This is a genomic window from Streptomyces geranii (genome assembly GCF_002954775.1).
GTDB classification, from domain to species: Bacteria; Actinomycetota; Actinomycetes; order Streptomycetales; family Streptomycetaceae; genus Streptomyces; species Streptomyces geranii.
Genome location: NZ_KZ672953.1, coordinates 109,115 through 126,086, shown reverse-complemented (window position 1 = coordinate 126,086; position 16,972 = coordinate 109,115). Strand labels below are relative to the sequence as shown.

12 protein-coding genes are annotated in these 16,972 nt (G+C 72.3%); 3 read left to right on the top strand and 9 right to left on the bottom strand.

The genetic code is table 11. The annotated features are described in order from the left end of the window. Nucleotides 1–323: 323 nt before the first annotated feature. A complete protein-coding gene (locus tag CW359_RS03980) occupies nt 324–1,535 on the top strand; it encodes a TOMM precursor leader peptide-binding protein (RefSeq protein WP_105968326.1) in 1,212 nt (403 codons plus the stop codon). Beyond that, complete coding sequence (locus CW359_RS03975) at nt 1,528–2,892, top strand: ABC1 kinase family protein (protein WP_105968325.1); 1,365 nt, start codon at nt 1,528–1,530, stop codon at nt 2,890–2,892. The genes CW359_RS03980 and CW359_RS03975 overlap by 8 nt, the downstream gene beginning before the upstream one ends. Before the next feature lie 6 nt (nt 2,893–2,898). Here CW359_RS03975 and CW359_RS03970 read toward each other — a convergent pair whose 3' ends face one another. The 5 genes from CW359_RS03970 to CW359_RS03950 form a co-directional block, all read right to left on the bottom strand. Continuing rightward, nucleotides 2,899–3,126 (bottom strand): hypothetical protein, encoded by a 228-nt coding sequence (locus CW359_RS03970; RefSeq protein WP_105968324.1) that lies wholly within the window; start codon nt 3,124–3,126, stop codon nt 2,899–2,901. Between the two features lie 122 nt (nt 3,127–3,248). Then, complete coding sequence (locus CW359_RS03965; protein WP_105968323.1) at nt 3,249–3,572, bottom strand: hypothetical protein; 324 nt, start codon at nt 3,570–3,572, stop codon at nt 3,249–3,251. Continuing rightward, nucleotides 3,569–3,937, bottom strand: coding sequence for a WhiB family transcriptional regulator (locus CW359_RS03960; protein WP_020119791.1), 369 nt, complete (start codon nt 3,935–3,937; stop codon nt 3,569–3,571). Before CW359_RS03960 ends, CW359_RS03965 begins: the two co-directional genes overlap by 4 nt. Before the next feature lie 173 nt (nt 3,938–4,110). Beyond that, nucleotides 4,111–4,437 (bottom strand): hypothetical protein, encoded by a 327-nt coding sequence (locus tag CW359_RS03955; RefSeq protein WP_105968322.1) that lies wholly within the window; start codon nt 4,435–4,437, stop codon nt 4,111–4,113. 171 nt (nt 4,438–4,608) lie between these two features. Further along, nucleotides 4,609–6,816, bottom strand: coding sequence for an ATP-dependent DNA helicase UvrD2 (locus CW359_RS03950; RefSeq protein ID WP_198655079.1), 2,208 nt, complete (start codon nt 6,814–6,816; stop codon nt 4,609–4,611). Nucleotides 6,817–7,011: 195 nt separating this feature from the next. Between CW359_RS03950 and CW359_RS03945 the strand changes: the two genes are divergently transcribed. Continuing rightward, nucleotides 7,012–7,269, top strand: a complete 258-nt coding sequence (locus CW359_RS03945) for a glutaredoxin family protein (RefSeq protein ID WP_105968321.1) — start codon at nt 7,012–7,014, stop codon at nt 7,267–7,269. A gap of 66 nt (nt 7,270–7,335) precedes the next feature. Here the strand turns inward: CW359_RS03945 and nudC are convergent, their stop codons facing one another. The 4 genes from nudC to CW359_RS03925 form a co-directional block, all read right to left on the bottom strand. After that, nucleotides 7,336–8,283, bottom strand: a complete 948-nt coding sequence (gene nudC / locus CW359_RS03940) for an NAD(+) diphosphatase (protein WP_198655078.1) — start codon at nt 8,281–8,283, stop codon at nt 7,336–7,338. A 166-nt stretch (nt 8,284–8,449) separates the two neighbouring features. Then, nucleotides 8,450–9,862 carry a dipeptidase gene (locus tag CW359_RS03935; RefSeq protein ID WP_105968319.1) on the bottom strand — a complete coding sequence of 471 codons (1,413 nt, stop codon included), beginning with the start codon at nt 9,860–9,862 and terminating at the stop codon, nt 8,450–8,452. A gap of 10 nt (nt 9,863–9,872) precedes the next feature. Further along, on the bottom strand, nt 9,873–13,385 hold the full coding sequence (locus tag CW359_RS03930) for an ATP-dependent DNA helicase (RefSeq protein WP_105968318.1): 3,513 nt from the start codon (nt 13,383–13,385) through the stop codon (nt 9,873–9,875). A gap of 36 nt (nt 13,386–13,421) precedes the next feature. Next, nucleotides 13,422–16,817 (bottom strand): ATP-dependent helicase, encoded by a 3,396-nt coding sequence (locus CW359_RS03925; RefSeq protein WP_408647449.1) that lies wholly within the window; start codon nt 16,815–16,817, stop codon nt 13,422–13,424. Between the last annotated feature and the right edge of the window lie 155 nt (nt 16,818–16,972).

The window sequence follows — 16,972 nt, the reverse complement described above, 5'->3', positions numbered from 1 at the left end:
GCTGCACACGGGGGAAGTCTTGACTCCGGGACGGTTCGGCGCCGATCCCCCACCATGCGTCTGATTCGTACGACGAATACCCACCGCCTGTGGACAACTTTCGACGCCCGCCGAGCGGACCCGGCATGCTGGCACTCGTCGGCGGCACGAGAACTGACATCCGCCGACAAACAGGGACTTTCAACGGGGACTTTCTCTGGCTACGGGGGCCTGCCATGCGTTCAACCACGACACCTGCGCCTGCGTCGGACAGGGCGGACACAGCTGCCGCACCGCCGGACACGGACCACTCGAATAAAACTCGCCCGCGCATCACCCATCCGATGACGAAACCCGCGCTGCGGCGCGGCTGGCGGGACCTGAACACGGTCCAGTTCGGGATGACACCCGCGCACGCGATGATCCTCGGTCCGGTGGACACGGCGACGGGCAGCTTCCTGGGCATGCTCGACGGCACCCGCGGACTGCCGCGTCTCCATGAAGAGGGGCACCGCATGGACCTGCCGGCCGCCCATGTCGACGGACTCGTGGAGCGGCTGGGCGAGGCAGGCCTCCTGGACGACGCGACGGGCGGCGGCCCGGAGGCCGAAGCCCTGCGCGGCAGGAAGAAGGTCCTGGAGCGGCTGGCTCCCGACCTGGCCGCCCTCTCCCTCGTGGCGTCCGCACCGGGCGAGCCGATGGCCCGGCTGGCGGCCCGCCGGTCACTGCGCGTGCAGGTCCGGGGTGCGGGCCGGGTGGGCGCGGTGGTGGCCTCGCTGCTGGCGGGAGCGGGCGTGGGGCACGTCGATGTGCGGGACGGCGGCGTGGTCGAGCCGTGGGACGTCGCCCCTGGCGGCCTGCCCGCCGACTCCGTCGGCGAACGCCGGGACGAGTCCGCGCGGCGCGCGGTCCGCCGGGCGGCCCCGGACCGCCCACCACGGCGTACGTCCGCCGAGTCGCCGCTCGGTGGGAGCGACCCCGGGTTCTCCCTGGTGATCCTCGCCCCGCGCGACGACCTCGCCGTGCACGCGCCGGACCCGGCCGCCGCCGAACCGCTCGTGACCTCCGGCACACCGCATCTGTACGCCGGTGTCGTGGAGGGAACCGGCATCGTGGGCCCGCTGGTCCTGCCCGGCGAGACGTCCTGCGCCGGCTGTCTGGACCGGTGGCGCGTCGACCGGGACCCGGTCTGGCCGCGTCTGGTGGCGCAGTGGCGTTCCGCACGGCCGCGCCAGGTCAGGGCATGCGACCTGGCCCTGGCGACGACGGTCGCGGGTCTGACCGCGAGCCACGCTCTCGCCTTCCTGGACGGCGGGCTCCCGACCACGGCGGGTGCCCGCTGGGAGGTCACCGTCCCCGGGCTCGACTGGCAGCCCCGCCCGGTCTGGGCACACCCCGCATGTCCCTGCGGCGCGGAGGAGAAGAGTAAGAAGGGGGAACGCACCTCGGAGGACGGGGAGTCGCACGAGACAATGGCCGGGCAACGGCCGTCGACGGAGTTACGCCGTAAGGCACACGCGGCGCGGCTGTCCGGAACTTGGAGGGCTCATGTCTGATCTTCCCCGGAAGGCGGTCACCCGGACCGCCAAGCTCGCCGCGCTCCCGCTCGGCATCGCCGGGCGGGCCACCTGGGGACTGGGCAAACGGATCGTCGGCGAGTCGGCGGACATCGTCAGCCGCGAACTGCAGCAGCGCACCGCGGAGCAGTTGTTCAAGGTGCTCGGCGAGCTGAAGGGCGGTGCGATGAAGTTCGGGCAGGCCCTGTCCGTCTTCGAGTCGGCCCTGCCCGAGGAGGTCGCGGGCCCCTACCGCGCGGCGCTGACGAAGCTCCAGGAAGCGGCACCGCCGATGCCGACCCGCACGGTGCACTCGGTACTGGAGAAGCGGCTCGGCGCGGACTGGCAGGAACTGTTCCTGGAGTTCGAGGACAAGCCGTCCGCCGCGGCCTCGATCGGCCAGGTGCACCGGGCGGTCTGGCACGACGGGCGCGAGGTCGCGGTCAAGGTGCAGTATCCGGGCGCCGGCGAGGCCCTGCTCTCCGACCTGACCCAACTGAGCCGCTTCGCCCGCCTGTTGGGCCCTCTCATCCCCGGGATGGACATCAAGCCGCTGATCGCCGAACTGCGGGACCGGGTCTCCGAGGAGCTCGACTACGGCCTGGAGGCGCAGGCCCAGCGGGCCCACGCGGCGGAGTTCATGGGCGATCCGGACGTCGTGGTGCCGGACGTCGTCCACCAGTGCGAGCAGGTCCTGGTGACGGAGTGGATCGACGGCATCCCGCTGTCAGAGGTGATCACCGGGGGCACGAAGGAGCAGCGCGACCGCGCGGGCCAGTTGCTGACCCGGTTCCTCTTCTCGGGCCCCGCCCGCACCGGCCTGCTGCACGCCGATCCGCATCCCGGCAACTTCCGGCTGCTGCCCGGCGGCCCGGGCGGCAAGGGCGACTGGCGTCTGGGTGTGCTGGACTTCGGCACCGTCGACCGTCTCCCGGGCGGGCTGCCGCCGACGATCGGCGACTCACTGCGGCTGACGCTGGACGGCCGGGCCGAGGCGGTCTACGAGACCCTGTGCGCGGAGGGTTTCGTCAAGGACTCGATCGACCTGGACCCCGAGGCGGTGCTGGACTACCTCGTACCGATCATCGAACCGGCGCAGGCGGACGAGTTCACCTTCACCCGGGGCTGGATGCGCAGCCAGGCGGCCCGCATAGCGGACCCACGCTCCCCCGCACACCAGCTGGGCAAGCAGCTCAACCTGCCGCCGTCGTATCTCCTGATCCACCGGGTCACCTTGAGCACCATCGGCGTGCTGTGCCAGCTGGGGGCGACGGTGCGCATGCGCGCGGAACTGGAGGAGTGGCTGCCGGGTTTCCTGCCGGAGGCCGAGGAGGAGCCGTCGGTCGCCGAGATCTGAGCGGGCTCACCACCAGGCCGGGTCCAGCCGCCCCTCGATGGCCCTGAGGTTCTCCCGGGCGCAGCGGTCGCAGAGGTAGTGACGTGTTCCGTTCTCCACCGAGCAGGTCCAGGTGAGCGGCGGGCCCTCGGCCCGCGTGCCGCAGTGGGCGCAGTCGACGGGGTGGGGTCCGGTCGGGGAACCGCTGTCGTCACCGCCGCCGGGACCGTCGCTGCTGCCGGGAACAGTCGTCATCAGCCGACGATAACGCCGTGAGCGGTGGTCCGGCGGGCACAACGCACTGCGGGGGCCGGTCCGTTCGGACGGACCGGCCCCCGCGGGAAGGGACTGCTGTTACTGCCTGACTGCCGTGGTCGTTACTGCATGACCGCCATGGCCAGCGCACGGCGGGCACGCAGCGAGGCGCGCTCGGCCCGGCGCTGGAGGCGGCGGGCGGTCACCACGCGGTATGCGCGGCGTTCCCGCTCGGCCTCCTGGAGGCGGTCGTGCATATGCGCACGAGCCAGGGCTTCTGGGATGAGTTGCATCTCTCGGGTCCTGTTCTGGCGCGAGTCGTTCGCACCGGTGGTGGTGAAGTCCGGGGTCGCGGAGCCGGCGGGCTCGCTGGTGGTAGGCGTCATCGGGGCCTGCTTCTTGGGGTCGTGCGTGAAGGGACGGTCGATCGTTCCTGCGGTTTTCATGCCGTGACCGGGTTCTTGCGCGGACGGCCACGGGGCCGCTTGCGGGCTACGACGACACCCTGGACGAACAGTTCGCCACCCCAGACACCCCAGGGCTCACGCCGCTCCTTGGCGCCGGCGAGGCAGGCCTCCATGAGCGGGCAGGTGCGGCAGAGCGACTTGGCGTACTCGACGTCGGCCGGCGACTCGGCGAAGAAGACCTCCGGGTCGTAGGAACGGCAGGGGACGGGTACGCCGAGGTTCTCGATGGCGTCGTCGAGCGCGGTGAGCGCGGTGAGCGGGATCAAGGTGGAGTCCTCCGTGAGGCCGGGCGGGGGGATCGTTTCGGAAGGCGGTACTGACGGGGCGTGCGCTTCGAGTTGCACGGGTCGTCTTCCTCGTCTGTTCGTTCCGGCCCTGTTGGGCCGGTGTGGCTGGTACCGGCGGGTTTTCTCTTGTCCCGAGGCCCCTTCGACTCCGTCGTCCCCGTTCGGGGCAAACAGAAGGGCCGCGGATCCCGGATGGGGTTCCGCGGCCCTGAAGGCGCCGGCCTGATCACTCAGGCTGGATCACTCCAGGGTTCTGGCCCACGGAAGGCCCACATCGTGTGGTGCTGCTGCGTCGTCTGCTTGAGGGATCCGGCACCGGCCGCGAAGGCATAGACCGGGGCCTGTGCCTTTACTGCTCCTGCTTCCAGTGCCTTGCTCGGTCGCTCATTGCGCTCGCGGACAGGGAGTCCGGCGAGAGACACGGAGGACGCCGGCCGGACGGCAGGAATGCCGGACAGACCGGTGCCCAGGTTCGAGACGCCGAGCATGCACAGGGAGACGGTCGAGAGATCGGTCATTTTGACCTCGCTGACAGAGCTGGTGTAGATGCTGATCACTGGACTCGCCTCCTCTCGGCGTCTTGGGGGACCGGGGTCAACCGGTCCAACGGATATACGACTATGAAGTACAGCACGGATCCAGGTCTTCTGAGAAGACTCCGTGCCCGTGGCTAAGAACCTATGGGGATTGCCGGGGCATGCGCAAACTATTTTTCCGACGAGTTTGAATCAGTCACTCCCGCTCTCCCCCTCAACTTCGTGACCTGCGCAGATGGCCAGAACATCGGCTCCGTACCGGTTGAGCTTGCGCACTCCGACACCGGGGATACGGGCCAACTCCCCTGCTTCGTCCGGGACGGTCTCCGCGATGGCCATCAGGGTCCGGTCGGTGAAGACGCAGAAGGCGGGCTGCCCGCTGCGCGCCGCCTGGACCGCCCGCCACTCGCGCAGCCGCTCGTAGAGGCCCTCGTCCATGTCGGAGGGGCACTCGTCGCAGCGCATCAGTTTCATCTCGCCCGCGTCGGTCAGCGTGCGCCCGCAGACGCGGCAGCGGGCCGGGGTTCTCTGTGTCCGGCGCGGGGCGCTGCCGACGCTGGAGCCCAGGCCGCGGTCGAAGCCCCGGTCGATGCCGCCGACACCGGCCGCGCCCGTCCGGGAGGCGGTGGTGACGGAGCCGGGGCGCAGTCCGTCGAGAAAGCGGCTGGGGCGGCGGCTCGGGCGGCCACCGGGTGCGCGGGAGAGGGCCCAGGAGACATGGAGGCGTTCTCGCGCGCGGGTGACACCGACATAGAGGAGTCGGCGCTCCTCCTCGATCTGCTCGTCGGTCTTCGCATAGGTGATCGGCATCATGCCCTCGGCGACTCCGACGACGAAGACGACGTCCCATTCCAGGCCCTTGGCCGAGTGGAGGGAGGCCAGGGTGACGCCCTGAACGGTCGGGGCGTGCTGGGCGGTCACCCGCTCGTCGAGTTCGGCGACGAGGTCGGCGAGCGTGGCGCCCGGTTTCGCGGCGGTGAAGTCGGTTGCGAGGTTGGCCAGCGCGGCCAGCGACTCCCAGCGCTCCCTGACGGCGCCGGAGCCCGCGGGCGGCTGACTTGTCCAGCCCTCCCCCGACAGGACGGCACGCACCTGGGAGGGCAGGTCGACGACGTCGTCCAGAAGGGAGTCGTTGCCGCCGAAGCGGGCGGCGGCACGCAGCTGGTTCATCGCCTTGCGCACCTCGGGTCTGTCGAAGAACCGCTCGGCGCCGCGCAGTTGGTAGGGGACCCCGGCGTCGGCGAGGGCCTGTTCGTACGTCTCCGACTGGGCGTTCGTCCGGAACAGGATGGCGATCTCGCCCGCAGGGACGCCTGCGGCGACGAGGTCACGGATTCGGCGGGCGGCGCCCTCGGCCTCGGCGGGTTCGTCGGCGTACTCGGTGTAGCCGGGCTCGGGGCCCGGGTCGCGCTGCGAGATCAATTCAAGCCGGTGGTCGGCGGCTCGGCCCCGGGCCTGGGCGAGCAGACCGTTGGCGAGGTGGACGACCTGGGGGGTGGAGCGGTAGTCGCGGACCAGCTTGACGACGGTGGCACCGGGGTGGCGGATGCGGAAGTCGAGCAGATGGTCCGGAGTTGCTCCTGTGAACGAGTAGATGGTCTGGCTGGCGTCGCCGACCACGCACAGGCTGTCCCTGTCCCCGAGCCACAGCTCCAGCAGCCGCTGCTGGAGCGGGCTGACGTCCTGGTACTCGTCGACCACGAAGTGCTGGTACTGCGAGCGGACCTGTTCGGCGATGTCGCGCCGGTCCTGGAGGACGGCGACGGTGAGCAGCAGGACGTCCTCGAAGTCGATGACGGAGCGGTCCCGCTTGAGGTCCTCGTAGGTGGCGTAGATCTGGGCGATCTCGGCCGGGTCCCGGGGGGCGACGCGGCCGGACTTGGCGACGGAGGGGGCGTAGTCGGCGGGGACGGTCTGGGTGACCTTGGACCATTCGATCTCGGCGGTGACGTCCCGCAGTTCGCCCCGGTCGAGGCGGATGCGGCAGGCCGCCGCGGCGTCGGCGACGAGCTGGATCTTGCGGTCGACGAGCCGGGGCATGGCGCCGCCGACGGCCTTCGGCCAGAAGTACTGGAGCTGGCGCAGCGCGGCCGAGTGGAAGGTGCGCGCCTGGACTCCACCGGCGCCGAGCTGGCGCAGCCGCCCGCGCATCTCACCGGCGGCGCGGTTGGTGAAGGTGACGGCGAGCACGCTGGAGGGCTGGAGGATCCCGGCGCGCACGCCGTAGGCGATGCGGTGGGTGATCGCCCGTGTCTTCCCCGTGCCGGCGCCTGCCAGCACGCACACCGGACCGTGCAGGGCGGTGGCCACTTCGCGCTGCTCGGGATCAAGTCCGTCGAGCACCGCGTCGGCCGAGTCCGGAACCTGCGGGAAGAGGGTGGAGTGCGTTGCTGCTGTCACACCGCCATGCTGCCAGGTCGCCGGAGACAGGTGAGTCGGTTGTCCACAGGCACCCCCTCGCAGTCGTACTAATGCGGCAGGTGTCCCCCGTGAGACCCGGATGTCCCGGATACCCCCCGTGGGAATGACGGACGGGTCGCGTACGTTCCACCCAGCGAGCACCCGTCCCCCGATCTGCCGAGGAGCGCGAGAGACATGCCGGGCACTGTGACGATGTACAGCACCACGTGGTGCGGCTACTGCCGTCGGCTGAAGAGCCAGATGGACCGCGAGGGCATCGCGTACAACGAGATCAACATCGAGCAGGACCCGGAGTCGGCGGCGTTCGTGGAGAAGGCGAACGGCGGCAACCAGACGGTTCCGACGGTGCTGGTCGTTCCCTCCAATGCCGGCCCCGAGGTCGTGATGACGAACCCGAGCCTCGCGCAGGTGAAGCAGGCCCTCGGCGCCTGACCCGCGCGCCCCAGACCCCCGACCGGCCCGGCGGCCGTGCGGGGGTCTTGTCGTGGGTCAGCCCTGTCAGAGGGCGCTGCCCGGCTTCGGCAGGGGCTTGCCGTACCAGAGTTCGATCAGGCGGGCGGCGATCGAGATGCCGTAGGGCGGGAGGACCTCGCCGGACTCGAAGCCCGCGCGCAGTTCCTCGCGGGAGAACCAGCGGGCCTCGTGGATCTCGTCGCCGTCGACCTCGATGTCGGTGGAGGCGGCGCGGGCCATGAAGCCGAGCATGAGGCTGGACGGGAACGGCCAGGGCTGGCTGGCGACGTACTCGACGTGGCCGACGAGGATGCCGGCCTCCTCGAACACCTCGCGGCGCACCGACTGCTCGATCGACTCGCCGGGCTCGACGAATCCGGCGAGCGTCGAGAAGCGGCCTTCGGGCCAGTGGACCTGGCGGCCGAGGAGGATGCGGTCCTCCTCGTCGGTGACGGCCATGATCACCGCCGGGTCGGTGCGCGGGTAGTGCTCGGCGCCACAGGCAGGGCAGCGGCGGATGTGACCGGCGGCGGCGATGACGGTGCGCTCGCCGCAGCGGGAGCAGAAGCGGTGCAGCCGCTGCCAGTTCTCCAGGGCGACGGCGTGCACCATCAGCCCGGCGTCCCGGGGGTCGAGGAGCAGGCCTGCCTCGCGCAGTCCGGCGGAGCGCGCCGACTGGTCCATGCGGCCGGGCAGGGCGTCCTTCTGGAGGGCGAAGTAGCTGGTGCCGTCCTCGTCGGTGCCGAGGAAATAGCGGTGCGCCTCGGTGAGGGGGGCTTCGAAGGAGGGGGTCATGACGAGTTCGGTGCGCCCTTCGGGCGTCTCGTCGATGAGGACCTGACCGCCGGAGACCACGAAGCAGCGGGTGGTGGGGTGGCTCCACGCCGCGGCGAGCCAGGCCTCGTCGAGCCGGTGGTGCGCGGCCCGGTCGATGCCGCTGGGGGCGGTGAGCGAGATGGGACGGTCGGCGGTGTGGTCGGTCCAGGTGGTCACAGGTGCTTCCAACTCCCCCGGTGGAACGGATATTTCAGCGGGCGGTTCAGCGGAATTCGGGTGGGGACGGGTGGGGGGCGTCGGTTTCCGGGCGGGCTCTCGCGGGTGCTCGGAGGTACTTCCAGTGTGCCCCGGGGCGGCTTCCGGTCCGGATCGCGGGCGGTCGTCAGGACTCATGGCGCCAGTTCTCCGCCAGGTCGCCCCACAGGTGCGCGGTGGTCTCGACGCCTTTGAGGAGGAGGTCGATCTCCACCTTCTCGTTCGGGGCGTGCCAGCCGTCCGAGGGGACGGAGATGCCCAGGAAGAGCACAGGAGCACCAAGGACGTCCTGGAGGTCGGCGGCCGGCCCGCTGCCGCCCTCGCGCGTGTAGCGGACCGGTTTGCCGAAGGCACGGCCCATGGCGCGTACGACGGACTGCAGGGCGGGGTGGTCCAGCGGGGTCAGGCACGGGCGTGTGGCCGCCGCGAAGGTGATCCTGTGGCGGATTCCGGCGGGAACACGGTCCGCGGTCCAGTCGCGGACGATCTTCTCGATGTGGTCGGGGTCCTGGCCGGCGACCAGCCGGAAGGAGAGCTTCACCATGGCGGAGGCCGGGACGACGGTCTTGCTGCCGGGGCCCTGGTAGCCGCCACCGATGCCGTTGACCTCCGCGGTGGGGCGGGTCCAGACGCGCTCCAGGGTGGTGTGTCCGGCCTCGCCGTGGGTGGCGTACGACTTGGCGGTGCGCAGCCACCGCTCCTCGTCGAAGGGGAGTTCGGCGAGGAGTTCGCGCTCGCGGTCGGTGAGTTCGGTGACGCCGTCGTAGAAGCCGGGGATCGTCACGCGCGCGTGGTCGTCGTGCAGTGCGGCGACGAGGCGGGCGATCGCGGTCGCCGGGTTGGGCACGGCGCCGCCGAAGGAGCCGGAGTGGATGTCCTGGTCGGGCCCGTGGAAGTGGATCTCGCACTCGGCGAGGCCGCGCATGCCGGTGCACACCGTGGGGGTGTCCTCGGCCCACATGCCGGTGTCGGAGACGATCACGGCGTCGGAGGCGAGCCGGTCGGCGTGTTCCTCGACGAGGTCGCGGAAGTGGACGGACCCCGACTCCTCCTCGCCCTCGACGAGCATCTTCAGGTGGACGGCGGGTGCGGCGCGGCCGGTGGTGGCGAGGTGGGCGCGGACGCCGAGTGTGTGGAAGAACACCTGGCCCTTGTCGTCGGCCGCCCCGCGCGCGTGGAGCCGGTTTCCCCTGACGACCGGTTCGAAGGGGTCGCTGCCCCAGCCGTCCTCGCGGGCGGCGGGCTGGACGTCGTGGTGGCCGTAGACGAGGACCGTGGGGGCGGCGGGGTCGTTGGCGGGCCACTCGGCGAAGACCGCCGGGGCGCCCTCGGTCGCCCAGACCTCGACGGTCGGGAAGCCGGTTTCCCGGAGTTTGGCGGCGAGCCAGTCGGCGCTGCGGCGGACATCGGCGGCGTGGTCGGGCTGGGCCGACACGGACGGGATGCGCAGCCACTCGGCGAGGTCGTCGAGGAAGGCCGCGCGGTGCTGCTCGATGTACGTGCGGACGGCGCTGACGTCACTGTCAACGGGATGGCTCATGGTCAAGAGCCTATCGGCCCGCACTGACATCCTCGTCCGGTACTTCGAACGCGGCCGGCTCCTCCAGGAGCAGCCGCTCCAGCGCGCGCCGGTCCGCAAGCTCGGGCCGTACGACCTCGCCGCTGCGCACGTAGAGGAAGGCGGCCCCGACGGCTTCCAGGGGCACGCCCTGCTGCTCGGCCCAGGCCAGCCGGTAGACGGCGAGCTGCAACGGGTCGGCGGTGGGGGCGCGGTGGGTCTTCCAGTCGATGATCTCGTACGTCGCCGCCTCGCCGTCGCCTTCCTTGTAGACGGCGTCGATCCGGCCGCGTACGACCCGTCCGGCGATGGCGAGCTGGAAGGGGGCCTCGACCCGGTAGGGCGTGCGGTGGGCGTACTCGGTGTTCTCGAACGCGTCCTTGAGGTGTTCAAGGTCACGCTCGTCGGCGATCTCCGCGTCGCTGCCGGGCAGTTCGTCGGGCTCCAGCATCGGCAGCTGCAGCTCCTCGAAGCGGGCCTCGACCCAGGCGTGGAAGCGGGTGCCCCGGCGGGCGGCTGGCTGCGGCGGCCGTGGCATGGGGCGGCCCAGTTCCTGTGCGAGGGCGTCCGGGTCGGCGGCCAGGAGCATCAGTTGGGACGCGGTCAGCGACGGGGGTAGGGGTACGTCGGTGACGCTCTCCCGCGCGCGCAGCAGCTCCCCGGTGAGGGCGTCGAGGTCACGGTCCCAGGAGGCAACGGCACGGGCCTCCTCAGGGGTGAGATCCGCCTCGGCGGGGTGCCTGCGGGCGTGCGGCACGGTGGGCACGCGCGCGTGGGACGGCGTCCGTGCGGGCGGTTCGGGGCGGTCCGTGCTCCAGGCGTCCCAGTCGGCGTCGTCGTCGGTGGGGAGCACGGCGTCGTCGAGCGGGCCGTCGTCGAACGGCTCGTCGAAGGGTGCGTCGTCCTCGTAGGGGATCTCGTCGTCGTCCGGTGGCGGGGGCCAGTCCGGGTCCTCGTACGTGTCCGGGTCCTGCGCGGTCGCCGGGTGGCCGTCCTCGTGGGAGGCGAGGGTCTCCAGGTGGGCGAGGACCGTGTCGGCGGCGGACCGGCGGCGGCGGAACGCGGCGTCGTCCAGGGGCAGGGGCCACAGCTGGTCGGCGGTCGTGGCGTGCAGGGCGGGGTTCTCCTCGCCCTCCTCGGGTTCGTCCGCCCAGGCCTCGATCTCGCCGTGTCCGGCCGTGCAGTGGTCGTACAGGTCCTTCAGGAAGTCGGAGGGGCCGCGGGCCTTCTTCTGGGAGGGGCCCCACCAGTGGCCGGAGCCGAGCAGGAGGGAGCGGGGGCGGGTGAAGGTGACGTAGCCGAGGCGGAGTTCCTCGGTGTGCTGGTGGTCCTTCATCGCCTCCTGGAAGGCCTTCATGCCCCGGGAGTCCCAGGCCTCGATGTCGGGCAGCGTGTCGGTGTCGCCGCGCAGTCCGTGCGGCAGGACCTTGGCCTGGGAGGTCCACTTCTCGCGGCCCCGGTCACTGGGGAAGGCGCCGGTGACCAGGCCGGGGACGGCCACGACGTCCCACTCCAGGCCCTTGGACTTGTGGGCGGTGAGCACCTTGACGGTGTTCTCGCCACCGGGCAGGGCGTTGTCGAGACCCTTCTCGTACTGCGCCGCCGTCCGCAGGAAACCGAGGAAGGCGAGCAGGCTGGCCTCGCTCTCGTGGGCGGCGAACGAGGCGGCGATGTCCAGGAAGTTGGAGAGGGTCTCGCGGCGGCGGGCGGCCAGCGCGTGCGGGGACGCCGACAGCTCCACCTCCAGGCCGGTGACGGCGAGCACGCGGTGCAGTACGTCCATCAGCGGGTCGGCGAGGGAGCGGCGCAGGTCGCGCAGTTCGACGGCGAGGCGGGCGAAGCGCACGCGCGCGTCCGTCGAGAAGGGCAGCCCGTCGTCGTCGCCCTCGCCCCGCATGGAGGTCTCCAGGAAGGTGTCGAGGGCGTCCGCGAGCGATATCACCTCGGAGGGGTCGACCCCCTCGACGGCCTCGGCGAGCCTGCGGTCCGGGTCGTCGGCGTCACCCCCGCGCGCGTGGGACACCAGGAACCGGGCCCGGCGGCCCAGCAGGGCGAGGTCGCGCGGGCCGATCCGCCAGCGCGGGCCGGTCAGCAACCGGACCAGGGAGGCGTTGGCCCCGGGGTCCTGGAGGACCTCGCAGACGGACACCAGGTCGGCGACCTCGGGCAGGTGCAGCAGCCCGGAGAGGCCGACGACCTCGACGGGGACGTCCCGGGCGACGAGCGCGCCCTGGATCTCGGCGAAGTCGGTGGCGGTGCGGCACAGGACGGCGATCTCGCCTGGCGCCTTGCCGGTGTTCACGAGATGGGCGATCGAGTCGGCGAGCCAGTCGATCTCCTCGGCGTGGGTGCGCAGCAGCGCGCAGCGCACCTGGCCGTCACGTTCGGCGCCGGGCGCGGGGCGCAGGGCCTCCACGCCCGCGTGCATGGCGCGCAGCGGCTCGGCGAGGCCGTTGGCGAGGTCGAGGAGACGGCCTCCGCTGCGGCGGTTCTCGCTGAGCGACTGGCGGGCCGCCGAGCCGCCGTCGGCGTGGGCGAAGTGCTCGGGGAAGTCGTCGAGGTTGGCGACGGAGGCGCCGCGCCAGCCGTAGATGGCCTGGCAGGGGTCGCCGACCGCGGTCACGGGGTGGCCGGTGCCGCCGCCGAACAGGCCCGCCAGGAGGACGCGTTGGGCCACCGAGGTGTCCTGGTACTCGTCGAGGAGCACCACCCGGAACTCCTCGCGCAGGAGGCGGCCCACGTCGGGGATGCGGGCGAGCGTCGCGGAGAGGGCGATCTGGTCGCCGAAGTCGAGGAGGTCGCGCTCACGCTTGGCGGCCCGGTAGCGGGTCACCAGTTCGACGAGTTCACGGCGGGCGGCGGCCGTCTCTGGGACCTTGCGCAGGTCCGCGTTGGTGAGTTTGGCGCCCTCCAGGGCACGTAGCAGCTCGGCGTCGTACGCGCGCAGCTCCTCGGGGCGGACGAGGTGTTCGGCGAGTTCGGAGTCGAGCGTCAGGAGGTCGCTGACGAGGTCGGGGAAGGAACGGGTGAGCGCCGGGTACGGGCCGGGGGCCTCACGGAGGACGCGCGCGGCGAGCTGGAAACGGGTGGCGTCGGCGAGGAGGCGGGCCGTGGGTTCGAGGCCGATGCGCAGGCCGTGATCGGTCAGGAGACGGCCGGCGAAGGCGTGGTAGGTCGAGATGACCGGTTCGCCGGGCGGGTTGTCGGGGTCGATGACGTCCGGGTCGGTGACGCCCGCCCTGACGAGTGCCTTGCGGACGCGTTCGGCGAGTTCACCGGCGGCCTTGTTGGTGAAGGTGAGGCCGAGCACCTGTTCGGGGGCGACCTGGCCGGTGCCGACCAGCCACACCACGCGTGCCGCCATCACCGTCGTCTTGCCCGACCCGGCTCCGGCCACGATGACCTGCGGGGCGGGCGGCGCGACGATGCACGCGGTCTGCTCCGGGGTGAAGGGGATGCCGAGGAGCTCCTTGAGCTGCTCGGGGTCGCTGATGCTGGCTGGCACGTCAGAGAGGCTAGCGGCGGCCACTGACAGTCGGTGTCACTCGACCACGTGCCGGCCTTCGGGGCGGGCGCTGCACGAGGCCCGGAACGAGCAGTGGGCGCAGTGCTGGCCGGCGGTCGGGGTGAAGCGTTCGTCGAGCACCTTGCCGGCGGCGGTGGCCAGCAGGTCGCCGATCCACTCCCCCTGCGCGCCTTCCCCGTCCCCTCCTTCGAGGGGACCCTGCGCCTGCACCTTGGGCAGGGTCTCGCCACCGTCCCGTTTGGCGGCGCCCTGGCGCAGCTGGACGAGTTCGGCACCGCCCGGTTCGGGGCGGACGCCGTCGAAGGCGTCGTCGACGGCGCCTTCGCGGACGGCGAGCTGGTAGACGGCGAGCTGGGGGTGGCGGGCCACCTCGGCGGCGGTGGGCGCCTGTTTGCCGGTCTTGAAGTCGACCACGTAGGCACGGCCCTCGCCGTCGGCCTCGACGCGGTCCATGGAACCGCGGATGCGCACCTCGTAGTCGCCCGCCCCGAGGGTCACGTCGAAGTCGTGCTCGCTGGCCACGGGGGTACGGCCCGTGCGGGCGGAGTCGACGTGCCACGTCAGGAAGCGTTCGAGCGCCACGCGCGCGTGCTCCTTCTCCTGCGCCGACTTCCACGGAGCGTCGAAGGCGAGCGCGTTCCACACGGAGTCGAGGCGTTCCATGAGGACGTCGAGGTCGGCGGGGGTGTGTCCGGAGGCGACCTCGTCGGCGAGGACGTGCACCACGTTGCCGAAGCCCTGGGCGGCGGTCGCGGGGGCGTCGGCCTTCACCTCTCGGCCCAGGAACCACTGCAGGGCGCAGGTGTTGGCGAGTTGGTCGAGGGCGCTGCCGGAGAGCACTACGGGCTGGTCGCGGTCGCGCAGCGGGACCTTGCTCTCGGTCGGCTCGTACATGCCCCACCAGCGGTGGGGATGGGCGGACGGCACGAGGGGTCGGCTGTCCTCGTCGGTGAGCGCGGCGAGCCGGGCCAGCCTGCGTGCGGCGGCCTCTCTGAGGGAACCTGAGACGCGTGGGTCGACCGTGGTGGCCCGGAGTTCGGCGACGAGGGCTGCGACGGAGAGGGGGCGGCGCGGGCGGCCCGTGACGTCCTTGGGTTCGACGCCGAGTTCGGTGAGGAAGCGGGAGGGCTGGTCGCCGTCGTCGGCGGGGGCCTTCACCGCGGTGACGATCAGGCGTTCACGCGCGCGTGTGGCGGCCACGTAGAACAGGCGTCGTTCCTCGGCGAGCAGCGCTCCCGGGGTGAGCGGTTCGGCGAGGCCGTCGCGGCCGATGCGGTCGGCCTCCAGGAGGGAGCCTCTGCGGCGCAGGTCGGGCCACAGGCCTTCCTGGACGCCGGCGACGACCACGAGGCGCCATTGGAGGCCCTTGGAGCGGTGCGCGGTCATCAGGCGTACGGCGTCGGGGCGTACGGCACGGCGGGTGAGGGTGTCGGCGGCGATGTCCTCGGCGTCGATCTCCTCCAGGAAGTTGAGGGCGCCCCGGCCGCCGGTGCGCTCCTCCGCGCGCGCGGCGGTCGCGAACAGGGCGCACACGGCGTCGAGGTCGCGGTCGGCGTTGCGGCCCGCCGCGCCACCGCGCCGGGCGGCCCGCTCCAGCCGTCCCGGCCAGGGTGTGCCGTTCCACAGGGCCCAGAGGGCCTCCTCGGCGGTGCCGCCGCCCGCGAGGCGCCCACGTGCCTTCCCGAGCAGTGCGCCGAGCCGCTGGGCGCCCCGCGCGTAGGTCGGGTCGTGGGCGACAAGGCGTTTCGGTTCGGCGAGCGCGCGGGCCAGGAGTTCGTCCGAGGGCGGCGGTACGGGGTTGCCCGCGGCCCGCTCCTCCTCGCGCAGGGCGCGGCCGAGGCGGCGCAGATCGGCGGCGTCCATGCCGGCGAGGGGCGAGGTGAGCAGGGTCAGGGCGGTTTCGGTGCCGAGCCAGGCGGTGTCCCCCGGCGCGGCGGTGTCGTCGTCCCCTGGCTCTTCGGCGCGCGGCTCCTCGTCCGGGCCGGACGCCTCCGCCGTCGCGACCGCCCTGAGTGCCGTCAGGAGCGGTGCCACCGCCGGTTCGTGGCGCAGGGGCAGGTCGTCGCCGTCGATGTCCAGGGGGACCCCGGCGGCCGTGAGAGCGCGCCGGACCGTCGGGATCGTACGGCCGCCCGCGCGCACCAGGACGGCCATCTCGCCCCAGGGAATGCCGTCCTCCAGATGGGCGCGGCGCAGTGTGTCGGCGATGTTGTCCAGCTCCGTGCCCGCCGTCGGGTAGGTGCAGACCTCGACGCGGCCCCCGTCCCGGACGGAGGCGAGTCCGCGGTGGGCGCGGATCTTCTCGGCCGGGAGGCGGGTCAGGGGCATGCGCTGGGTGAGGAGACGGGTGGCGGTCAGCGGGACGGCGGCGGAGCGGCGGGACGTCCGCAGGACCTCGACCGGCGCGGGGCGGCCGTCCGCGCGCGGGAAGGCCCCGGGGAAGTCCAGGATGCCGTTGACGTCCGCGCCACGGAACGCGTAGATCGACTGGTCGGGGTCGCCGAGGGCGACGAGGGTCCGGCCGTTCCCGGCGAGCGCGTGCAGCAGCCGCACCTGGGCCGGGTCGGTGTCCTGGTACTCGTCCACGTAGACGGCGTCGTAGCGGGCGGCGAGCTGCCCCGCGGTGTCGGGTCGGTCGGCGAGGAGTACCGCGCGGTGCACGAGTTCCGCGTAGTCGAGCACCCCCTGCATGTCGAGCACGTCGAGGTACTCGGCGAGGAAGGCGGCGGCGGCCCGCCAGTCGGGGCGGCCGATGCGGCGGGCGAAGGCGTCCAGGGCGTCCGGGCCGAGGCCCAGTTCGCGGCTGCGGGCGAGGACCGCGCGGACCTCGTCGGCGAAGCCCCGGGTGGTGAGGCAGGCGCGCAGTTCGTCCGGCCAGCGCACATGGGCGAGGCCGAGCCGCTCCAGGTCGGGCTGACCGGCGAGCAGCCCGCGGACGGCCACGTCCTGTTCGGGGCCGGAGAGCAGCCGCAGGGGCTCCACGAACAGCTCGCTGTCCTGGTGGGCGCGGACCAGGGCGTAGCAGAAGGAGTGGAAGGTGGTCGCGCGGGGAGCGCGCGCGGCTCCGATGCGCAGTGCCATCCGGTCGCGCAGTTCGACGGCGGCCTTGCGGCTGAAGGTCAGTACAAGGATCCGCTCGGGGTCCCCGCCCCGGGCGACGCGGGCCGCCACGGACTCGACGAGCGTGGTGGTCTTTCCGGTGCCGGGACCCGCGAGGACGAGCAAAGGTCCCCTCTCATGGTCAACCACCGCGCGCTGTGCGGCGTCCAGAGGAGGGGGGGCCTGCCGCGTGGGCGGGGTACGCACCAGTCGGTAAGCGCCACGGTCCCCCTGTCGCCCCTGGGGGTGCGACAGGCGCCTGGTGGAGAAAGAGGAGCTCACGTGGTTCGCCGGTCCTGGTGGGTGTGCCATCTGTCGAGGGTGACGGGGACGGGTGCCGCCGACGCTACGCCGACGGGCGGTCCGGAAGCAGACCTTCCGCTCGTTCCCTCCCGCCTCGGGCGCCACTTCGCCCCCTCGCCCCACGAACGTACGCCATGGCACGGACGTGCCCGGTTTACCCCGTA